This window comes from Ruegeria sp. AB6 (assembly GCF_056542685.1).
Genome location: NZ_JBQGAD010000014.1, coordinates 47,313 through 68,052, shown reverse-complemented (window position 1 = coordinate 68,052; position 20,740 = coordinate 47,313). Strand labels below are relative to the sequence as shown.

The following is a 20,740-nucleotide window of genomic DNA, read 5'->3' as shown; positions in this document are numbered from 1 at the left end:
AGCTCTTGGAAGCCTTTGGGTCGATGTATTTAGTTAGAGAAATCCAGATCCGAAAAGCAATGCACTGGTGATCACGCCAAGGATCGGTACCACAAGAGGAACGCGGAAGTGCTTGACGGCCTCGTCCGGCCGCATCTTCAGCAGGATCAGAGAAATGTTGACTAGCACAAAGACGCCCAGAACGATCTGGGATGTACGCTCTGCCAGAGTACCAATCGGCATAGTTTGGGTCAGCAGTACGATGATCGCGACGACCAGCAAAGTAGCGACAACTGGTGTCTGCGTTGCTTTCGGGACAATCGCCAGAACCTTCGGCAGATGGTCACGGTCAGCTAGTCCGTAGATCACCCGCGAGGCCATAATCATCTGGATCAGTACGCCATTGACCGTCGCTACAATCGCGACCGCGGAAAAGCCCTGTTTAATCATCTCAGGGGCATTTGAAAACACAAGCGCCAGGGGTGCTGCGGACGTCGAAAGAACATCAATCGGAACAACAAGTAGGACCGTCATTGAAGTTCCCAGATACAACACGGTTGCCAGAACGAGCGTTAGCAAAATCGCTTTTGGGATGGTGTGCACTGGGTCTTTCACCTCTTCCGCGACATTGGCCATGTCCTCGAAGCCAACAAATGCAAAGAAGGCGAGAAGCGATGCCGCGAAAATACCTCTCCACGCGTCGAGTTCCAGCGGGGGAAGCATCGAACTTACCCCGTATCCCTGCGGATCCCTGATCGACATGCCCCAGCCGATCACAAAGAGAAGACCTGCGATCTCGATGATCGTGATGACAGCCGCAACAAAGACTGACTCGGTGATCCCCCAAAGCGCGATTAGACCCATGACCAAAACGACGCTGACGGTCAAAACAGGGATCGTAAAACCGGTCAAAGCATGAAGGTATGATGCTGCGCCAATTGCAACGGCAGAGGCGGAGATAACGCCCGAGGCTGCCACCGCAAGCCCAACGAATACTGCCATCCATCTTTTCTGAAATCCCGCTTCAACATAGGCCGCTTCACCTGCGCTCACAGGAAATCGAGTTGCGAGTTCTGCATAGGAAAGCGCGGTGAGTGATACGACGAGCGCGGCTACGACGAACGACAAGGCCGCAAACGGTCCGGCAATGTCTGCTGTTGCACCGACTAAAACGTAAATACCCGCTCCGACCGTTACGCCAAGTCCATAAAGCGTGAGCAACGGGGTAGTAAGAGCCCGTCTGAGTTTCTGTTCGTTTGGATCAACAGAGTTCATAAGTGATTCCAACAACTGCCGATTCAGAACATCGCCAGTGGCGTCCTTCTCGTTTTCGTCCGCGATTAGCGGAACGGATTAATCCGATGGTCAATACTGCATCGAAGGCCTTGTGTTTCTATGTCTGGGCGCGTTGGGCGCCGATCGATTAACTGGGGGCTCGCCACCACTCCTGCCGAGCCCCCTTGGGTGGAGCTTCCGCTCCCACAAAATTCCGTTCACCTTTGTGTTTGCTTGGGGACAGGTCGGTGAACGTAGACACGTTAAAACATTCGTATTTCACTATGTGATTCATTTTGATGCTTTGATCTATGTCAACCAACTCGCGGGGTCGGGTCTGCGAGGCTGAGTGCAGACCACCTGTCGTTTGCTGTCGGACTTACAGGCAAAGCAAACACGTTAGGCGGTTTGAGATTTAGGGTGGAAAGCAATTCGTGATGTTCTGGAACCTGTTACCGACCTTAGGCGGCATCGGCCTGTTCCTTGTCGGCATGCTGTTGATGACTGACGGTTTGAAGACTTTGGCAGGGGCGAAATTGCGAGATATTCTGGGCCGGTTCACGTCGACACCGTTTACCGGGGCTGTAACAGGTGCAGTCACGACAGCTGCAATCCAGTCTTCCAGTGCGACCACCGTTGCGGCCGTTGGATTTGTCGCGTCTGGTCTGCTCACGTTTCCCCAAGCGCTTGGGATCATCTTTGGGGCCAATATCGGAACGACCATGACAGGTTGGCTCGTCGCGCTCTTGGGGTTCAAGCTGGACCTGGGGCAAGTGATGTTGCCCGTTGTTTTTTTTGGGGCTTTGCTGGCGCTTTCAGGAAGAAAAGCGGTTTCCGGCCTTGGGTTGGCATTGGCCGGGTTCAGTCTGATTTTCATTGGGATCGAACAACTCAAATCCGGGTTGGACGCATTTCAGGGCGTAGTTACTCCTGCCGATTTTCCACCAGACACACTGCTGGGCAGGTTGAAGCTTGTACTGATCGGCGTCCTCATCACGATGGTGACGCAGTCTTCGAGTGCTGGCGTTGCAACGGCGTTGGCTGCGTTGAGCGCCGGTGCTGTGAACTTCCCCCAAGCGGCGGCTCTGGTCATTGGAATGGACGTGGGGACAACTTTCACCGCTGTTTTGGCAACCTTTGGCGGTGGGACGATGGCGCGCCGCACCGGTTTTGCTCATGTGATCTACAATGTGATGACAGGGGCACTGGCATTTTTCCTGCTGGGGCCGTTTACTGCAGTCTTTGTAAGCGGGTCGGGGGCTGGAAGCTCTCTGACTGCGCTTGTCGCTTTCCATAGCTTCTTCAACGCCATAGGCGTGGCGCTGATCCTGCCGTTCGCGAAACCCTTCGCCAGATTTGTCGAGGCCCTCGTACCTGACAAAGGGGCTGAGTTGACGAGATCTTTGGATCCTCTCGTCCTCGGGATGCCAGAAATAGCTGTGGGCGCAGCAAAAGTTGCAGTCGAACAAATTGTAAGGGCCGAAGTGGCGCACCTTCGGTCATGTATCGGGGCATCTCAGCCAAGCGGACCCGGTTATGGACGGGACAGCATTCAGACTGCTGTATCGGAAGCGCGCTCGTATCTAGACAAGATAGAATTGCCCAACAGGTCCGACGCAGAGATATCCAGCATCAAGGGTATGTACCATGTGCTCGATCATCTTGACCGGCTGCTTTACCGGTGTAGCCAAGATGATCGGATAAGCGAGTTACCAAAAGACCAGCGTTTGAAGCGGCTTGCTTCGGTGTTGATTGCAGCAACTGGTAGCTATTTGGAGATCGACAATCCAGTGCAGTGCGAAAACACGCTGAACCGAGTTCGCCGTTTTTTGCGACGACAGAGGAAACTTCGCAGAGACCTGCTCATCTCTGACGCTGCAACTGACAGTCTACCGGACGATGTGGTGTGGGCTCGGCTGGATGCTCTCAGATGGTTGCATCGTGTGTCTTATCACCTCTGGCGAATTCGCTGGCACATGAACGCACTGGAAGGAGTGCCGTCAGGGCGCGATGGTGGTGAGGTCACTGACGGCGTGGCGTAGTTGGAGGCTGGCCTTGATTAGATTTGGCACGTGCTCAAGCGCTATTCGACCTAAACGCCAATCTTCGTGCTGAAGGGTGCAACATGAGCAAGGTCAAAGAAGTCTCTGAAGGATGCGCATTAATAAGATCTGCATCCGGGGCAGCTAATAGGAGGAGCGTATGCAGATTGTTCGCGGGATTTTACTGGCACTGTTCGTCACGGGGCCCGTACTAGCGCAGCAGGTCAGCGTCGATGAGGGACGTGATTTGTACCGGACGTATTGCTGGCAATGTCACGGTTTCGAAGCAACCGGAGACGGGCCAATGGCCGAAATGCTGGCTATTCGAACACCTGACCTTACCAAATTGGCTGGTGAGAACGGCGGTGTGTTTCCGATAGATCGCATAGCTGAACAGATTGATGGTCGTTCACAATTGCTCGCCCATGGGGGCGAAATGCCAATCTTTGGCGCGGTGTTTGAGACAGACCAACAAATCGCGGTGGCTTTGCCTAGTGGGCAGCCAATGATGGTAGGCTTGCCGTTGGCGAATTTGCTCGCCTTTATTGAATCGATCCAGTCTGAATAGTTACGGACTAATCGGCTCATCCGTGTCAGCAGTTCGTCTGATTGACATAAGAGTCAAAGGCGGCCCCAACACCTCGAAGGCAACTGTACTGGCCAGGGTAAAGGCCATGATCGACGCGGCCCAATTCGGAAATTGCTCTCCGGCGACAAGGGCCATTCCGACCGCGACACCGGCCTGTGGTAACAAAGCGGGACCAAAACAACCGGCCTGACGGCGAGGCAGGCCGCCAAGTCTCGCTCCGCAGTAACCTCCGACAAGGCGGGCCACGGCGCGCAAGATCAGGAAAAGTGCACCAGCCCAACCCATCAAACCGAAGGCTTCAATATCCAACGTGGCGCCAGCCAGCAGGAAGAACAGGATCATGAATGGCCACTGAATGTGCTCGATCTCATGAAAAGCACGGTCGTGATGGCGGGCAAGATTCCCGATCACTGCGCCCGCAACCATGCCTGCTACCAAGAATGAAACCTCCAGCCAAAGCGCGAGGCCCGCTGTCAGAAAGACTATGCCCACTGCTTCCGCCTGCATTGGCTCTCCCGGTTTCAAGCGGCCGGTCAGATAGGCGGATGGCACGCCTAGTGCGAAACCCAACAGTATCGCCCCTCCGAAATCCCACATCGCGGTGGTCGCGACGGTGGCCCAACCATCCGAATGACCGGCCAGAACCAAGGCGATGCTGAAAACGATCAGACCCCAAGCGTCATCAATTGCGACGACGCCCTTTAATGTCTCGGTAAAGCTGTTGGATACCCCAGATTGTTTGATCACGTCTGTCATGGCGGCCGGGGCTGTAGCCGTAGCAATTGCCGCCAACACCAATGCCAGCCCGAAGGGTACGCCGATTGCGGTCAGTCCAGCAGACACAATAACAAGGGTTGCAACCACGATTGAAATAGAAATCGTCAGGATGGCTCGACCATGCCGGACCAGGTTCTCGCGGGTCAAAGAACCTCCAAGAAGAAACGCGACCATCGTCAAGGCCACAATAGAAATCTCGTCGAACCACATTGCAACGTCGAGTGGGATCAAACCCATTCCGGCGTTCCCGGCGACCAGACCGAGGAAAAGTAAGGTTGTAACACGAGGAAGATGCGTGGCCCGGCCAAGTTGGTCGGCCGCCAATCCGGCAAGGAAGAGCACGCCAAGGGCAATCAGAAAGCCGGCAATGTGCATAGAAAACCAAGCGCTAAGTTCTCGTCTAGACTACTCTAACTCCAACCCTGCCATCTAGGAACCGATGTCGGAGAGAATTCCAACGTCCCGTCGCAGCCTAAGCCGAAGATCCTAAGAAATGGGGGTAATTGATCTGTATTAAGGCGAAAGCGCGCCGCAGATGGCACAATAGCTCATTCAGGAAATGAGGAGGAACTTTCGATGCCGACAAAGAAATCTAGCACAAATAGCCCGACCTCACTTGTGGATGTTTTCAAGCAAATGCAGCCGCCCATGTCTGGCAATCCGGCCTTTGGCGCCCAGATCGAACAATTTTGGGACGCGCAAGAAAAATTGCTCGAAGAAACAGAGGCCTTTGCGCAGCATTGGTTCGAACGGCGTCACGAGGCGGTTCGGACGGCTCTACAAGCTGCACGCAAAGTGTCTTCCGCGAACCCGTCCGATCCAACGAAAGCGCTTCAGAGTATGACGGAATGGCAGCGCCATTCGGCTGAGCGGTTGGTTGCTGACGCGCAGGAATGGTTCGAAACTGTGTCCCGCTGTGCATCTTATGTCACTGAAACCGAAGTTGCAGCTGTTGAGAAAACAGTTGATGACGTTGCAGCCGCTACAAAGAGCGCCGGGAAATCTTCAAAGTCCGAACCTGTTTAGGGTTCGTGCTGCCGAAAAACCAAACTGAAATCATCGGAGCAGTAGATAGGAGGTCAAATGTACAAGAACATCCTGATCCCGGTTGCTCTGGACCAAGAACACGACACACAAGCGTCCTTTGCAGCCGCGCGCCAATTGGCCGATGCAGACGCCGTTTTTACCGTGGTACACGTTCAAGAGCCAATTCCCGCTTATGTGGGATCTCAGATTCCCAGCGAAGTACTCGCAAATACACGGCATGAAATCCTGGAAAACCTGCATCAGACTGCCTCTGAAATTCCAGGCGCGAAGGCTCGGCTCATCTCTGGGCACGCGGGCAGGGCCATTGTCGACTTTGCAAACGAGTGCGATGCAGATTGCATCGTCTTGGCATCGCACAAGCCTGGTTTTGAGGACATATTCTTGGGTTCCACTGCGAACAGAGTCGTGCATCACGCAAGGTGTTCGGTTCATGTAATTCGTTGATCCAAAGTCAGCGGTGTGACGTCCCTATTGGCTGGCCCAATACTTAGTGAGCCAAATCAGATCGAAAGAAGTGGCAGCTGAGCCAAAGAACCCTCGGACTGCAGCGACATGTTTTTTGCAATTTACGTGCGGTTTCGAATTTGTTGGAGCGCTGGATTACTTTATTGCGAAGAGCAGTTGCCGATCGGTCGTTAGGAGACTTTTGACACTTGGGTTGTCTCAGCGCCAAAGACTTCGCCTTTCTTGACGCAAAGCTGTTTGATGAAGGCCAAATCCTGCACCCACTACCAATACTCCAGTTCGAATATCTAACGTTTAGCCTCGTACAGCGCCGGGCCTTTTACGTTCGCGCCAACACCACCAGAAGAACCGTGGGTCGTGGTTGACGCTAGTGAAGACTGGGCGGTTTACATTCAGTTGCTGACTCGGTCTTTCAAAAAAGACGATATCTACACTGATCTTCTGCAAGTGCAGTTTTTTTACTAAGCTTTCAGGCCTTATGCATTGGTCAAGAAGAACGCCGCTTCCACCTCTAGTGTTCGGGTTTGCGGTTTGGGCAAGGTCCATCCGGGATTCGACATAGTCAATATCCCGACCAGAAAAACGCCCTGCGATCAGAAAACACTAAACCATGCCCCTTCGCCACCGTGCAAAATTTTGCTACACCCAATTTGAGTGTTGAAATTTGCACAATAGGCAAGATGCAATGGAAAACTGGGACGAAGTGAAAACCGCCTATCAGGTGGCGCGAATGGGTACGGTTAGCGGTGCGGCGGACGTGCTGGGCGTGCATCATGCGACGGTGATCCGTCATATTGATGCGATCGAAGCGCGGTTGGGGGTTAAGTTGTTTCAGCGTCACGCACGGGGCTACACGCCGACCGAAGCGGGTGAGGATCTTTTGCGGGTTGCGCAGGCGACCGAAGATCAGTTCAATCAGTTGGTGGGGCGGATGAAGGGGCGTGGTGACGACGTTTCGGGCGAGTTGGTGGTTACGTCACTGTCGTCGCTGGCGCCGTTGATCGTCCCGGTGCTGAGCGCATTCCAGAGACTGCATCCCGATCTGATTGTCCGCTACCTGACCGGGGATCGCTTGTTCCGACTGGAATATGGCGAGGCGCATGTGGCTATCCGCGCGGGCTCGGCCCCGGATCAACCGGACAACGTGGTGCAGCCCTTCATGCGGCAGGAGGTCGGACTGTACGCGAGCACCTCCTATCTTGAGCAACATGGAAGGCCCGCCGGGATTGAGGATTTCCCTAACCACTATTTCGTCAGCACGGATGATGAAAACAGCCGGGCGCCTTTTTCAAAATGGTTGCGTGAAACCGTGCCCGTCGAACGGATCACATTTCGCTGCACGAATAATTTCTGCATACGCGAGGCGGTTCTGTCCGGTGCCGGGATCGGCTTTATGGCCAGGTGGGAGGCTGCGCGTGATCCAAACCTTGTCGAGGTGATTGAGCCGATGCCCGAATGGTTCGGCAATCTGTGGCTGGTAACGCATGTGGATTTGCACCGCACCACCAAGGTGCAGGCATTTCTGTCCTACCTGAAAGAGCAGTCCAAGGATTGGCAAACATGAGCCCACAGGCACGGGGCCATCTGGCCATGCTGACATTCTCGGCACTGGTCGCTGGCAGTTTTTCCCTTGGGGCAATGATCGCAAACCAAATCTCGCCTGTCGCGGTTACAGCGGCGCGGTTCGCAATTGCAGCGCTGGTGATTGGTGCCGCTGCGTTGGCCACGACCGGGGTGCCCCGATCTGCTGCGCGGGCCCCGTGGCGGTACCTTGTTTTGGGCGGGTTGTTCGGCACCTATTTCGTATTGATGTTCGTCGGTCTGAAAACTGCACCACCGGTTAGTGCTGCGGCGGTCTTTACGCTGACCCCGGTTCTTTCGGCCTTGGCGGGCTGGGTCTTGTTACAGCAGGTGACGACCCCACGTATGGCACTGGCTCTGGTTATCGGAGCAACAGGAGCGTTGTGGGTGATTTTCCGAGCCGACTGGCAGGCCTTTATGGCGTTTCAGGTCGACCGGGGCGAGATCATCTACTTTTGGGGTTGTGTCGCTCACGCAATCTATACGCCGATGGTGCGAAAGCTGAACCGGGGTGAGCCTGCTGTGGTCTTTTCCTTCGGCACTATGGTCGCGGGTTGCCTCTTGCTGTCGCTATACGGCTGGAAGGACATAGCGGCGACGGATTGGGCAAGCCTGTCTTTGTTCATCTTGTTGGTCATTCTGTATCTGTCTGTCTTTGCCACGGCGGCCAGTTTCGTGCTGGTGCAATATTCGGCGCTGCGTCTGCCCTCGGCCAAGGTAATGGCCTACACCTATCTCGTACCAAGTTGGGTCATCTTGTGGGAGATTGCTTTGGGCCAGAAAGCCCCCGCCTTGCTGGTCGGGGTAGGGGCCGTGCTGACCGTTGTCGCGCTGGTTCTGTTGCTGAAATCCGAAGAAACGCAGAAGGCTGCGCCCGTTACCAAATGACTGTTGTGCTTTGAACAAGATATGAGACTGTAGAGCGGATACAGGTCAGATCAGAGGCACCTTGATGAAAGCGTTTTTCCCGTTCGCTGCGATGGCGATACTGACTGCGTGCGCGCCGCCGCAGCCCCCCAGCGGCGTCATCAGCGAAGCCGACCTGCAAGCCAGTTGTGAGGCACTGGTCGCGGCGGAATCCGGCGTGCGGGCAAGCGGTATTTCCGCGCGTCCCACTCAGTTTGAGGCGACAGGTTCGATCACCTTGGTAGATGTTCAGGGGGTATCTGCGCCGTGGCTGTGCCTTGCGGATGTGACGGGTGTGGTGACAGGTGTTGAGCCGGGCGCCTAGGCCTGCCGGTGCCCTTTGAGGCAGATCAAAGTTGTTACATTCGAGTTTCCCTATGCTTTGAGCAGAGGAGGAATTCACTATGTATGACCACATCATGTTCCCAGTTGATCTGCACCTGCCGCCCACGGTTCAGAAAGCTGCCGAGGTCGCCGCAGCGGTCGCCAAGTGGCAAAGCGCCAAGATTACTGTTGTCAGCGTCACCGGAATTCAACCCGGTGACCCCGTGCAGCCTGACGCGATGGTCAACGAAGATCTGCGCAACTTTGCCGATCAACTTGCTGAAAAGAGCGGAGCCGAAGTTGACTTTCGCAACATCCACTCGGTCGATGTCGGTGCTGAATTGGATGGCGACCTGACGCGCGCAGCGGATGAGATTGGTGCGGACCTAATCGTGGTGGGTACGCATGCGCCACGGATCATGGACTACATCTTTTCCAGCCATGCCGGCTATCTGGCAACGCACGCCTCAATTTCAGTCTTTGTTGTCCGTTAGGCAGTTCAATCCTCGCCCGAGGGAAGTTCGACTTCCAGAAACCGTTCGAACGCGTCCAGATTGACGGGTTCGAACTGCCCAAAGCCTTGCATCCATACCGAAGCCGCCCGCAAGGCATCCGGTTCCAGTTTGCACCATTTCACCCGCCCCCGTTTTTCCTGGCTGATCAATCCCGCCTTGGTCAGGATCCCCAGGTGTTTCGAGATCGCCGCAAGCGACATCTCGAACGGTTCGGCCACGTCGGTCACGGCCATATCGTCCTCCAGCAACATCGCAAGGATGGCGCGGCGGGTCGGGTCGGCGAGGGCTGCGAATACTGTGTCTAGATCGTTGGACATGTCTTCGCTGAACCACAGCGTCAAGGTTTGGTCAACCATTTGGTTAAATATGCGGATTCAGGCGTATCCGTGCCGGACCTTTAACCCACTCCCGTTCTGGGTCTGACGGTGGAAAGATTTTTGCAATAAAAATCTGATAGTTAAGTGAGTTTTGAGTGCGGCCTATACACCGTTGACTCTGTGCCCGCATCGCCTTAGCACCCTACCCAAGACTGTGCGAGGGAAACGCCCGTGACCGATGATGACCAAAAGCAGCGTATGGCGCAGCTGGAGGCCAAGATCGACGCGGCGAAAAAGGCCAAGCAGCCCCCCAAACGCGCAGACAATGACATATCCGGCGGCGAGCTTGCCTGGAGGATGGTCATCGAAATGGTATCCGGTCTGGGGATCGGATTTGGCATCGGATACGGGCTGGACAGCCTGTTCGGGACGATCCCGATCTTTCTGGTGCTGTTCACATTGCTGGGCCTTGTCGCGGGCGTGAAGGTTATGCTCCGCAGCGCGAAAGAGGTCCAAGAGAAACAAACGGCGGCGACGGCTGCTGAGAAGGACGAGAGGGACTGAACGTGGCAACTGAGACCACCGCAGCAGAAGGCAGCAGCCTGGTATTCCACCCGATGGACCAGTTCATCGTCAAACCGTTGTTCGGCGACGGCGCAGTGGGCATGTTCACCATTACCAACGTGACGCTGTGGCTGTTCTTTGCGATCGTTGCGATTGTTCTGCTGCTAATCGTGCCGACCTCGAAGCGCGCGATTGTTCCGACCCGGATGCAGTCGGTGGCCGAACTGGCCTATGGCTTCATCTACAAGATGCTGGAAGACATCTGCGGCAAGGAAGGCGTCAAGTTCTTCCCCTATGTCATGACCCTGTTCATGTTCATCGTGACCGCGAACTTCCTGGGCCTGATCCCGACCTCGTTCACAACCACATCGCATTTCGCCGTGACCATCCCGCTGGCGCTGGCTGTCTTCCTGACCGTCACCATTCTGGGCTTTGTCAAGAACGGCGCGGGCTTCCTGAGCCTGTTCTGGGTCTCCAGCGCCCCGATGGCGCTGCGCCCGATCCTGGCGATCATCGAGCTGATCTCGTACTTTGTGCGTCCGGTCAGCCACTCCATTCGTCTGGCCGGTAACGTCATGGCGGGCCACGCGGTGATCAAGGTGTTCGCAGGTTTTGCCGCGATTGCCGTGATCTCGCCCGTGTCGGTTCTGGCAATCACCGCAATGTACGGTCTTGAGGTCCTGGTGGCCTTTATCCAAGCCTACGTATTCACCATTCTGACCTGTGTTTACCTCAAGGACGCTCTGCATCCGCATCACTGATTGGGTCTTGCACCCAGCACAGGAACGATAACCCAACATCGAAACTTCCAATTCGTAAGGAGATACATCATGGAAGGCGATCTCGCACACATCGGCGCAGGCCTGGCAGCAATCGGTTCCGGCGCAGCCGCAATCGGGGTGGGCAACGTTGCAGGCAACTTCCTGGCCGGCGCCCTGCGCAACCCTTCGGCGGCTGCTTCGCAGACCGCAACCCTGTTCATCGGTATCGCATTCGCAGAAGCCCTGGGGATCTTCGCATTCCTGGTCTCGCTGCTGCTGATGTTCGCCGTCTAATCTGCGGAACCTGATCCTTACGCGCAGGTGGGTCCAAGCCATAGCGGCCCACCTGTTGTAAAGACAACGTTCCGACGGAGGACATCATGGCGACTGAACCCCTAGCCAAAGAAGTAGCAGGCTCCTGTGTTGACTCGTATGGGTCGGCCATCGGGATGCCGCAGCTCTGCTTTGATTGGTTCCCCAACCAGATTTTCTGGCTGGTCATCACGCTGGTCGTCATCTTTCTGGTCCTGTCTCGCGTGGCTCTGCCCCGCATCGCGGCAATCCTGGCTGAGCGTCAGGGGACCATTACAAATGACCTGGCTGCGGCCGAAGATCTGAAGGCCAAGGCGGTCGAGGCCGAAGAGGCCTATAACAAGGCGCTGGCCGATGCCCGTTCTGAGGCACAGCGTATCGCAGCGGAAGCCCGCGCCGAAATCCAGTCTGGTCTGGATGACGCGATTGCCAAGGCAGATGCGGAAATCGCTGCAAAGGCGGCTGAATCGGAAAAGGCAATTGCCGAAATCCGTGCCGGTGCGCTGGAAAGCATTCAAGTGGTTGCCAAGGATACGGCAGCTGAATTGGTTACAGCGCTGGGCGGCGAGGCGGATGCCAAAGCCATCGACGGTGCCGTTGACGCGCAGATGAAAGGATAAGTGACATGCGGAATACTCTTGCCCTTATCCTGACCCTCGGCGCTGCCAGCCCCGCGCTGGCCGCAAGTGGCCCGTTCTTCTCGCTTGGCAATACCGACTTTGTGGTCCTGTTGGGCTTCATCGTCTTCATCGCGGTTCTGTTCTACTTTAAGGTGCCCGGCATGATCGGCGGCGCACTGGACAAGCGAGCCGAGGGCATCCAGTCGGAACTGGACGAAGCCCGTGCCCTGCATGAAGAAGCGCGCAGCCTGCTGGCCTCGTACGAGCGTAAACAGCGCGAAGTGCAGTCTCAGGCGGATGCCATCGTGGCAGCGGCCAAGGACGACGCGGTACTGGCGGCGGAACAAGCCAAGGTCGATCTGGAGAAATCCATCGCTCGCCGTCTGGCGGCTGCGCAAGACCAGATCGCATCGGCTGAGGCTTCGGCCGTGAAAGAGGTGCGCGATCAGGCCATCGCCGTTGCTGTTTCCGCGGCCAACGCAGTTCTGGCAAAGCAGATGACGGCCACACAAGCCAACAAGCTGATCGACGCGGCCATCGCGGATGTAGGCGAAAAGCTGCATTGACGGCTGAATACAGTTTGAACCATGACCCGAAAGCGTGCTTTCGGGTCATGACATTTTAGAAGACCTCTCGCCTGATTTGCTGGAATTTTGATGAACATTCTCGGCATTGTTCGAAATGGTGGAGAATCCCTGACCGCAACGCTCTTGCGCATCGAACAGCTGCGGGCGCACCTTGAGAGCAGTCGCGTGATCATCGCGACCAACGATAATAAAGACAATACCGACGACATCCTACAAGATTACGCGGCTCAGAACGCGGGAGTAGATGTGCTCTTTCTGGACAGTATGTCGGACCTGTTCGATGAACGCGTCGAGCGTATTGCCGTCGCCAGAAATGCAGTTTTTGAACATCTTCTTGCCACCAATCCGGTCCATCCTTTGACACTGGTTCTTGATATGGACGGACCCAATACGAAGATGGAACCAAATCAGGTGTTGAACGCGGCGGCGCGTCAGGTGCCAAAATGGGACGCTGTGTTTGCCAACTCATTGCCTGCATATTATGACCTTTACGCGTTGCGATGTGCGGGCTGGAGCGATCAAGACCCGTGGCGAGAGCTTACGGCGCTAACGCGACCACCGATGTTACGCAGTGTCTGGTGGCGACGGATGCAGCGGAAAGTCATCTATAATCGTCAATACTCAATACCAACCGACGCGCCTCTGATTGAGGTGGAGAGTGCTTTCGGCGGGTTGGGCTTGTATAAGACCGAAGCTTTGCGCGGTGCGACGTACCAGCCACGGGACGAGACCGGTCAAATCACCTGCGAGCATACGACTCTGCATCATTCGCTGCGAAGCGCGGGAAAACGTCTTTTTATTGACCCCGGTCTTTTAACTTTGGCACAAACCGAGCATATGGGCCCCGGCAGCGGAAAGCGCATTCCAAAGAAGCTGTTGCAATGATCAGCTTGTCAGAAATGATGCAGTCGCACAGAAACACTTTTGTTGCACCAATGCAGCTTGGTCTTGGGTGGTAGGATTACGCATGACGAATATGCCCAAGATAAGTCTGGTCGTTCCAAACCTGAACTGCGCCGAATTTCTTGAGCAGACCATTACGTCAATTGTCAGCCAGTCTTACCCCAATCTTGAGCTGATCTTGTCGGATGGGGGAAGTACAGACGGGTCGCTTGATATTGTCGAAAGATATCGCGGCGCATTCACACATATCATATCCGAGCCGGATACCGGGCAAGCCAACGCGGTCAACAAGGGGTTTGCTCTCGCCACTGGCGAGGTAATGGGGTGGATCAATTCCGATGATGTCCTAATGCCGGGAGGGCTCGGACTTGTTGGGTCTCTTTTTGCGCTAAAGTCAAAGTTGGACTGGGTGACGGGCAAGCTCACGACGATAGACGAGGCAGGACGTATCTTGGCCTCTCGACGCCCAAGACCAATTTCGTATCAACGGTTTCTTGCGGGCGACTATCAGTGGGTGCAGCAGGAGTCGACATTTTGGCGACGCAGCCTTTGGGACAAAGCCGGAGGACAACTTGACGAGCGCCTGTCCTTGGCTGTGGATGGCGAACTTTGGCTGCGGTTTTCACGCTATGCCGAACTGATCCCCGTTCACGATAAGATCGGTGCGTTTCGGTTCCGCACAGGCCAACGTTCAGAAGCAATAGACGCCTATCATGCAGAAATGCTGGCTGTAATAGCCAACGAAAAGCAGAGTGCAGATAGCCCTGACGCCGTTACGAAATCCGTTCTGGCCGCGCCTACCAAGCTGCGTAGTTGGTCCGAAGCTGATAGCAGTTTTCCCGGACTGACCGATTGCGATCCAAAACCGATAAAGAACGTGAGTCTTTGGAAGCACAGGTTTGCACGAGTTATTCGCAAGCTGTGACCATTGCTGAAACTCAGGCGGTGCCGCGTACCTGGTCACCGTGTTTCGTGATCCAGCCGTTGCCTTGCGATTTCTTCGTTCCGTAGGGCTTTTTGGTGATCCTGTGTGCATTGCTGAACGAAATTCAAGTGTCTCTGGACGGCTTCGCGGGCACCTTCTGGGTCACGTGCCTGTAGCGCGGTATTGATCGCTCGATGCTGGTCCAAGATGGCTTCTCGGGTTGTGCGTTGATTGAACATCATTTGACGGTTGTAAAAGACGCCTTCGCGCAACAGGTCGAACATCGACCGCATCATATGCAGCATTACGACGTTATGGCTCGCCTCGATAATGGCCATGTGGAATTGCGCGTCCAGATTGGCCTCATCTTTCGGAGCGTTGCGGGCATGGGCGGCCTCCATCTTTTCAAAGATCGTTTGGACCACTTTCAGGTCGCTTTCTGATCCCATTCTCGCTGCGCGCTCAGCCGCCAAGCCCTCCATGTCCCGACGGAATGAGAGATAATCGAAAACTGCTTCTGGATGACTGCCAAAAAGGCGGATCAGGGCGGGTGAAAAGGCAGAGCCCAACACCTCGGCCACATAGATCCCGGATCCGGCCTTGGCGGCCAAAAGACCTTGCTCCTGAAGCTCCGAAATCGCCTCGCGCAAGGATGGGCGTGACACGCCCAACCGCTCGGCGAGTTCGCGTTCAGCGGGCAGGCGCTCGCCGGGGCGTAGAATGCCGCGCAGGATCAGCAGCTCGATCTGCCGTACCACTGCAATTGAGAGCTTCTCGGTCTGAACTTTTTGGAAGGGCATGGGGATGTCGTCGCTGAAATTGGTCAATTCATATGACCATGGAATGCAGGCGGGTACAAGAATGTAGCCGCCTTGAGGTGAAAAATAGGTCAGAATTATTGACTTTAAAAAATTTCTCGATACGCTGCCCAGGTCCGAACAGGGAGGGGGCACATGTCGACACAAGCGCTGTTCGCCACGCGTGCATCGCGAATGAAAGCGTCCGAGATCCGCGAGTTGTTGAAACTTCTCGATCAGCCCGGAATCATTTCCTTCGCTGGCGGTATTCCCGACCCGGCCTTGTTCCCGAAAGAAGAATTTGCGCAGGCGTTCCAGACCGCAATGACCGCAGATCACAGTGATCACGCGCTGCAATATTCGGTCAGTGAGGGCTATGGTCCTCTGCGTGAATGGCTGGTCGATCATATGCGGGGCTACGGCATTGAATGTGGGGCTGAGAACATCCTGATCACCTCGGGGTCACAACAGGCGTTGGACTATCTTGGCAAGCTCTACCTATCGCCCAGAGATACCGCCTTGGTCGGCTGGCCCACCTATCTGGGTGCGATCAACGCGTTTGACGCCTATGAGCCGTGTTTCGACAGGCTGCGCCTGAACGGCAACCAAGGAGCGGCGGAATATGCCGCGGCAGCGGGCGAAGGGCGGGTGAAATTTGCCTATCTGTCACCGGACTTCGCCAACCCGACAGGTGAGACAGTTGATTTGCGCGCACGAGAGGGCCTGCTGGATCTGGCCGATGCGCTGGAAATCGCGGTGATCGAGGATGGGGCCTATCAGGCGTTGCGTTACGAGGGCGATGCGATCCCGCCCATTCTGGCACTGGAGCAAAAGCGTAAGGGCTCGATCGAGGCGTGCCGGACGATCTATTGCGGCAGCTTCTCGAAAACCCTTTCGCCGGGCTTGCGTGTGGGTTGGATCGTGGCCGCGCAGCCAGTGATCCAGCAGCTTGTTCTGATCAAGCAGGCGGCTGATCTGCATTCGCCAACACTCAACCAGATGGCGACCGAGCAGGTGGCGCGCACCTGTTTCGATAGCCACATCCCGATGTTGCGCCGAACCTATGGCGCGCGCCGAAACGCGATGTTGCAGGCGTTGGAGGACCATATGCCCGACGGGGTAGAATGGACCCGGCCCGAAGGAGGGATGTTCATCTGGCTGACCTTGCCCGAAGGGGTCGACGGCGCCGCGTTGTTGGCGCGGTCGCTGGAGACAGTCAAGCTGGCCTTTGTACCCGGTCGGGCGTTTTTCCCCGATGGTAGTGGGGCGAATACCGTGCGACTTAGCTTCTCGAACTCTGATGAGGCGACGATCCGCGAAGGGATCGCACGATTGGGGCAGGTACTGAAAACCCAGACCGGGTAAGGTTTCATTAACGGTTTGCCCGCAACACTGGGCGTATGATCCGGTATCTGTCTCTCCTGGTGCTGGCCGCATGTTCGGCCGGCACGCCCCATTTTCGCGATGTGCCAGCCACGCGCGTGGCGGTGATTGGCAGTGTCTTTGACGTGCGCGTGCGTGGTGAACTGGCCGAGGCGGTGCGGATCAACATGCAATACGCGCCGCGGCTTGGTCCAATCCGCGACCGCGCAGCGTTGGCAATGGCACAGGTGTCGGGGTGTCCGATTCTGGATGTGCTGGGGGATGCCGCAGTCACCGTTGGTGTACTGGGCTGTGATCGAGAAATGGCCGAGCGCCTTTTGCTGACTGCAATTTCGCGCCCGAACTATGAATGCGTAGATACGGGCGTCTTCGACGATATCGGCGGCGATTACGGCTATCAGGTGTTTGAATGCACGCCCTACTGACTTGCGCGTAATCTTGCGTATTTGAGCAAGATGTTGTGGATAACTCGGGTCGAATTCCCATATCCTGCGCAACTGCGTTGACAGGTCCCCAATCCCTTGCGCAGACTTCAAGCATATAGGAATCACGGGACTCATTGCCTTTGCGCTTTAGCAAACTCAAACTCACCGGCTTCAAAAGCTTTGTCGATCCGACCGATTTGATCATCGCGGATGGGCTGACCGGTGTGGTGGGGCCAAATGGTTGCGGCAAGTCCAACCTGCTTGAAGCGTTGCGCTGGGTGATGGGCGAAAACCGTCCCAAATCCATGCGCGGCGGGGCGATGGAAGATGTGATATTCGCGGGGGCGGCTACGCGTCCCGCGCGCAACTTTGCCGAAGTGGTCCTGACTATGGACAATTCGGAACGGTTAGCGCCTTCGGGGTTCAACGACACGGACCAGTTGGAAATCATCCGCCGCATCACCCGCGACGTCGGCAGCGCCTACAAGACCAACGGCAAGGACGTACGCGCGCGCGATGTGCAGATGCTGTTCGCGGATGCCTCAACCGGGGCGCATTCGCCAGCGCTGGTGGGGCAGAACCGTATTGCCGAGCTGATCAACGCCAAACCCCGTGCCCGGCGGCGTATTCTGGAAGAGGCGGCTGGAATATCGGGCCTCTATCAGCGGCGGCATGAGGCCGAGCTGAAACTCAAGGGCACCGAATCCAACCTGACCCGCGTTGATGACGTGTTGGAACAGTTGGGCACGCAGCTGGCGCAACTTGCGCGTCAGGCCCGTCAGGCCGCGCGCTATCGCGAGATCGGTGAACAATTGCGGCAGGCCGAGGGAATGCTGCTTTACCGTCGTTGGAAAGAGGCCGATATGGCCCGCCAACAGGCCGAGGAGAAGCTGCGCGATCGGATCACAGAAGCCTCGCGTGCTGAGGCAGAGGCCCGTGTCGCCGCCGCAAAGCGCGCCGAGATCGAAGAAACCCTGCCGCCGCTGCGTGAGGAAGAGGCCATCGCCGCCGCCGTGTTGCAGCGCCAGCAGGTGCAGCGTGACCAGCTTTCTGATCAGGAAACCCGCGCCCGTCAGACCATCGAAACGCTCACCAACCGTATTCAGCAGTTGAGCAATGATATCGAGCGTGAAACCGGCCTGAACCGCGATGCGGGCCAGATGATCGAACGGCTGGAATGGGAAGCCCGCGAGCTGACAAAGGCCGCGGAAGGTCATGATGACAAGGTGGCCGAGGCGGCCGAAATCGCGCGCGAGGCGGCGTCGGTCTTGCAGGATCGAGAAGATCACCTGTCACAACAGACCGAGGATATGGCTCGTCTGGTCGCCCGTCACCAATCGGCGCAGCGTCTGGTCGAAGACAGCCGCAAAACGCTGGCCCGGTCCGAGGGCGAAGAGGAAAAAGCGCGCGGTGCTGTGAATGAAGCGCACGAAGCGCTGACACGCGCCGCCGAAGCATTCGAAGCCGCGCAAGAAGGCGAGGAAGAAGCGCGCGAGGCCGCCGAGGCCGCCGAAGAGGCACTGGCCGCCGCCGATGAGTTGCGCAGCGAAACGCAAGCGCGCGAAGCTGAAGCCCGCGCGCAACGGTCTGAGGCCGAGGGAGAGTTGGGGGCCATAAGGGCCGAGACCTCCGCGCTGTCCAAGCTTGTTGAACGCGACACCGCAGAGGGCGGACAGGTGCTGGACCTGCTGCGCGTCGCTCCAGGCTATGAAAAGGCGCTAGGTGCCGCGCTGGCCGATGATCTGCGCGCGCCTTTAGTCGACGGTGACGGGCCGTCGGGCTGGGTGCAGGTTGCGGGCTATGACGCGGATCAACCCTTGCCTGAGGGTGCCGAACCTTTGGCGCTGCATGTATCGGGGCCGGATCGCCTCAGTCGCCGGATCGCGCAGATCGGGTTGGTTGATGCAGATCAGGGCGCGCGGTTGCAGGCAGCGTTGAAACCAGGTCAGCGGCTGGTGTCGCGCTCGGGCGATCTGTGGCGTTGGGACGGGTTCCGTGCTTGGGCCGAGGACGCGCCCAGTGCAGCGGCGCTGCGGTTGGAACAGCTGAACAAGCTGGAAGCGCTGAAACAGGAACTGGCCCGGACCGAGGCGCAGGCCGATGGCGCGCGGGCGGCGCATGAGGCGCTGTCGCAGCAACTGGCCGACGTGACCGAGGCCGACCGCCGCGCGCGCGAGGCCCGCCGGGCTGCCGATCAACGCATGGCTGAAACCGCGCGGCAACTCAGCCGGGCCGAGGCGGATCGCAATCTGGCGCAGGGCAAGCTGGAAACCCTGACGCTGGCCGTGGATCGCCACAAGGAAGACGCCATGTCCGCCCGCGCCCAACTGCGCGAGGCCGAGGGCGCGCTCGCTGGCTTGGGCGATCTGGACAGCGCCCGTGCGCAGGTCGAAGACATCAAACAAACGGTCGAGGCCGCGCGGATCACCATGCTGACCCACCGCTCGACCCATGACGAATTGCGCCGCGAGGGCGAGGCACGGACCCGTCGCAGTCAAGAGGTCAAGAAAGATCTCAGCGGTTGGAAACACCGGTTGGAGACGGCGGAAAAGCGAATCTCGGAGTTGGTCGAACGCAAGGAAAGTTCTGAGGAAGAGTTGTCCGAGGCGTTGGCTGCCCCCGGCGAAATCGCCGAAGCGCGCGAAGAACTCAACGAATTGATCGAAGCTGCCGAAGCGCGTCGTGCCGAGGCTGCGGACAAGCTGGCCCAAGCCGAAGCTCAGCAGCGCGAATGGGTGATGGCCGAACGTGATGCGGAACGTCTGGCCTCGGAAGCGCGCGAAAGCCGGGCCGCCGCCGAGGCACGCTGTGACGCCGCCAAGGAAAGCGTGACCGCTGCGGCGGAGCGTATTGCCGAGGATCAGCAGCTGACCCCGAACCAGTTGCTGAACCAGCTGGACGTGAACCCCGACCAGATGCCCGCCGCCGACGCGCTTGAGGCCGAGGTCAACCGCCACAAGCGTCAGCGCGACGCGATGGGTGCGGTGAACCTGCGGGCCGAAGAGGACAGCAAAGAGGTTCAGGAAGAATTCGACACGCTGAATGGTGAAAAGGCCGATCTGGAAGAGGCGATCAAGGCCCTGCGCAGCGGTATTGCCAGCCTCAACCGCGAAGGGCGCGAGCGGTTGCTGACGGCGTTTGAGCAGGTGAACTCGAACTTTGCCATGCTGTTCAAGCATCTGTTTGGTGGTGGAGAGGCCAATCTGGTCATGGTTGAAAGCGACGATCCGTTGGACGCGGGTCTCGAGATCATGTGTCAACCGCCGGGCAAGAAACTCTCGACGCTCAGCCTGCTCTCGGGCGGCGAACAGACCCTGACTGCAACCGCGCTGATCTTTGGTGTGTTCCTTGCCAACCCCGCGCCGATTTGTGTGCTGGATGAGGTCGACGCGCCTCTGGACGACGCCAACGTGACGCGGTTCTGCGACCTGCTGGACGAGATGTGCCGCCAGACCGACACGCGGTTCCTGATCATCACCCACCACGCGGTGACGATGGCGCGGATGGACCGGCTGTTTGGCGTGACCATGCAGGAACAGGGGGTCAGTCAGCTGGTCTCGGTCGATCTGAAGAAAGCCGAACAGATGGTCGCCTAACCTTTCACTGCAACGTTATGCCTGTTGCAGAGCAGTTCGGTCTAGACTGT

At 57.2% G+C, this 20,740-nt stretch carries 22 protein-coding genes; 18 read left to right on the top strand and 4 right to left on the bottom strand.

The genetic code is table 11. The features are described from left to right. Positions 1–33 precede the first annotated feature (33 nt). Entirely contained in the window at positions 34–1,254 is a 1,221-nt protein-coding gene (locus ACR0DB_RS20570; RefSeq protein ID WP_480552679.1) for an APC family permease, read from the bottom strand. 437 nt (positions 1,255–1,691) lie between these two features. Between ACR0DB_RS20570 and ACR0DB_RS20565 the strand changes: the two genes are divergently transcribed. Next, a complete protein-coding gene (locus ACR0DB_RS20565; RefSeq protein ID WP_480552693.1) occupies positions 1,692–3,296 on the top strand; it encodes a Na/Pi cotransporter family protein in 1,605 nt (534 codons plus the stop codon). Between the two features lie 160 nt (positions 3,297–3,456). Further along, a complete protein-coding gene (locus tag ACR0DB_RS20560; protein WP_480552677.1) occupies positions 3,457–3,864 on the top strand; it encodes a c-type cytochrome in 408 nt (135 codons plus the stop codon). On the opposite strand, the gene ACR0DB_RS20555 is transcribed toward ACR0DB_RS20560, so the two are convergent. Next, positions 3,865–5,037, bottom strand: coding sequence for a cation:proton antiporter (locus ACR0DB_RS20555; protein ID WP_170775242.1), 1,173 nt, complete (start codon positions 5,035–5,037; stop codon positions 3,865–3,867). A gap of 201 nt (positions 5,038–5,238) precedes the next feature. Between ACR0DB_RS20555 and ACR0DB_RS20550 the strand changes: the two genes are divergently transcribed. The 6 genes from ACR0DB_RS20550 (at position 5,239) to ACR0DB_RS20525 (ending at position 9,479) form a co-directional block, all read left to right on the top strand. After that, positions 5,239–5,688, top strand: a complete 450-nt coding sequence (locus ACR0DB_RS20550; protein WP_170775244.1) for a phasin family protein — start codon at positions 5,239–5,241, stop codon at positions 5,686–5,688. Positions 5,689–5,745: 57 nt separating this feature from the next. Next, a complete protein-coding gene (locus ACR0DB_RS20545; protein WP_170775246.1) occupies positions 5,746–6,153 on the top strand; it encodes a universal stress protein in 408 nt (135 codons plus the stop codon). A gap of 706 nt (positions 6,154–6,859) precedes the next feature. Beyond that, a complete protein-coding gene (locus ACR0DB_RS20540) occupies positions 6,860–7,738 on the top strand; it encodes a LysR family transcriptional regulator (RefSeq protein ID WP_480552674.1) in 879 nt (292 codons plus the stop codon). Further along, positions 7,735–8,643 (top strand): DMT family transporter, encoded by a 909-nt coding sequence (locus ACR0DB_RS20535; protein ID WP_480552672.1) that lies wholly within the window; start codon positions 7,735–7,737, stop codon positions 8,641–8,643. Before ACR0DB_RS20540 ends, ACR0DB_RS20535 begins: the two co-directional genes overlap by 4 nt. Before the next feature lie 64 nt (positions 8,644–8,707). Next, positions 8,708–8,986 carry a hypothetical protein gene (locus tag ACR0DB_RS20530; RefSeq protein WP_170775252.1) on the top strand — a complete coding sequence of 93 codons (279 nt, stop codon included), beginning with the start codon at positions 8,708–8,710 and terminating at the stop codon, positions 8,984–8,986. 79 nt (positions 8,987–9,065) lie between these two features. Then, positions 9,066–9,479, top strand: coding sequence for a universal stress protein (locus tag ACR0DB_RS20525; protein WP_170775255.1), 414 nt, complete (start codon positions 9,066–9,068; stop codon positions 9,477–9,479). Between the two features lie 5 nt (positions 9,480–9,484). Here ACR0DB_RS20525 and ACR0DB_RS20520 read toward each other — a convergent pair whose 3' ends face one another. Beyond that, positions 9,485–9,817: an ArsR/SmtB family transcription factor gene (locus ACR0DB_RS20520; RefSeq protein WP_170787361.1), complete on the bottom strand. Its 333-nt coding sequence runs from the start codon at positions 9,815–9,817 to the stop codon at positions 9,485–9,487. 231 nt (positions 9,818–10,048) lie between these two features. On the opposite strand from ACR0DB_RS20520, the gene ACR0DB_RS20515 reads away from it, so the two are divergent. From ACR0DB_RS20515 to ACR0DB_RS20485, 7 genes are all read left to right on the top strand, one after another. Then, entirely contained in the window at positions 10,049–10,381 is a 333-nt protein-coding gene (locus ACR0DB_RS20515) for an AtpZ/AtpI family protein (RefSeq protein ID WP_480552670.1), read from the top strand. 2 nt (positions 10,382–10,383) lie between these two features. Further along, positions 10,384–11,142, top strand: coding sequence for a F0F1 ATP synthase subunit A (locus ACR0DB_RS20510; RefSeq protein ID WP_170356118.1), 759 nt, complete (start codon positions 10,384–10,386; stop codon positions 11,140–11,142). A 69-nt stretch (positions 11,143–11,211) separates the two neighbouring features. Next, on the top strand, positions 11,212–11,436 hold the full coding sequence (locus ACR0DB_RS20505; RefSeq protein WP_005981269.1) for a F0F1 ATP synthase subunit C: 225 nt from the start codon (positions 11,212–11,214) through the stop codon (positions 11,434–11,436). An 86-nt stretch (positions 11,437–11,522) separates the two neighbouring features. Then, on the top strand, positions 11,523–12,074 hold the full coding sequence (locus tag ACR0DB_RS20500) for a F0F1 ATP synthase subunit B' (RefSeq protein WP_480552668.1): 552 nt from the start codon (positions 11,523–11,525) through the stop codon (positions 12,072–12,074). A 5-nt stretch (positions 12,075–12,079) separates the two neighbouring features. Further along, positions 12,080–12,640 (top strand): F0F1 ATP synthase subunit B, encoded by a 561-nt coding sequence (locus ACR0DB_RS20495; protein WP_480552666.1) that lies wholly within the window; start codon positions 12,080–12,082, stop codon positions 12,638–12,640. Between the two features lie 90 nt (positions 12,641–12,730). Further along, positions 12,731–13,546, top strand: a complete 816-nt coding sequence (locus tag ACR0DB_RS20490; RefSeq protein WP_480552664.1) for a hypothetical protein — start codon at positions 12,731–12,733, stop codon at positions 13,544–13,546. Positions 13,547–13,628: 82 nt separating this feature from the next. Next, entirely contained in the window at positions 13,629–14,489 is an 861-nt protein-coding gene (locus ACR0DB_RS20485; RefSeq protein WP_480552662.1) for a glycosyltransferase family 2 protein, read from the top strand. Positions 14,490–14,524: 35 nt separating this feature from the next. Here ACR0DB_RS20485 and ACR0DB_RS20480 read toward each other — a convergent pair whose 3' ends face one another. Continuing rightward, positions 14,525–15,289, bottom strand: coding sequence for an FCD domain-containing protein (locus ACR0DB_RS20480; RefSeq protein WP_480552660.1), 765 nt, complete (start codon positions 15,287–15,289; stop codon positions 14,525–14,527). Positions 15,290–15,442: 153 nt separating this feature from the next. On the opposite strand from ACR0DB_RS20480, the gene ACR0DB_RS20475 reads away from it, so the two are divergent. The 3 genes from ACR0DB_RS20475 to ACR0DB_RS20465 all read left to right on the top strand — a co-directional run bounded on the left by ACR0DB_RS20475 (position 15,443) and on the right by ACR0DB_RS20465 (position 20,690). Beyond that, on the top strand, positions 15,443–16,651 hold the full coding sequence (locus tag ACR0DB_RS20475; RefSeq protein ID WP_480552658.1) for an aminotransferase-like domain-containing protein: 1,209 nt from the start codon (positions 15,443–15,445) through the stop codon (positions 16,649–16,651). A 35-nt stretch (positions 16,652–16,686) separates the two neighbouring features. Further along, positions 16,687–17,094, top strand: coding sequence for a hypothetical protein (locus ACR0DB_RS20470; protein ID WP_480552656.1), 408 nt, complete (start codon positions 16,687–16,689; stop codon positions 17,092–17,094). Between the two features lie 140 nt (positions 17,095–17,234). Beyond that, on the top strand, positions 17,235–20,690 hold the full coding sequence (locus ACR0DB_RS20465) for a chromosome segregation SMC family protein (protein WP_480552654.1): 3,456 nt from the start codon (positions 17,235–17,237) through the stop codon (positions 20,688–20,690). Positions 20,691–20,740: the final 50 nt, after the last annotated feature.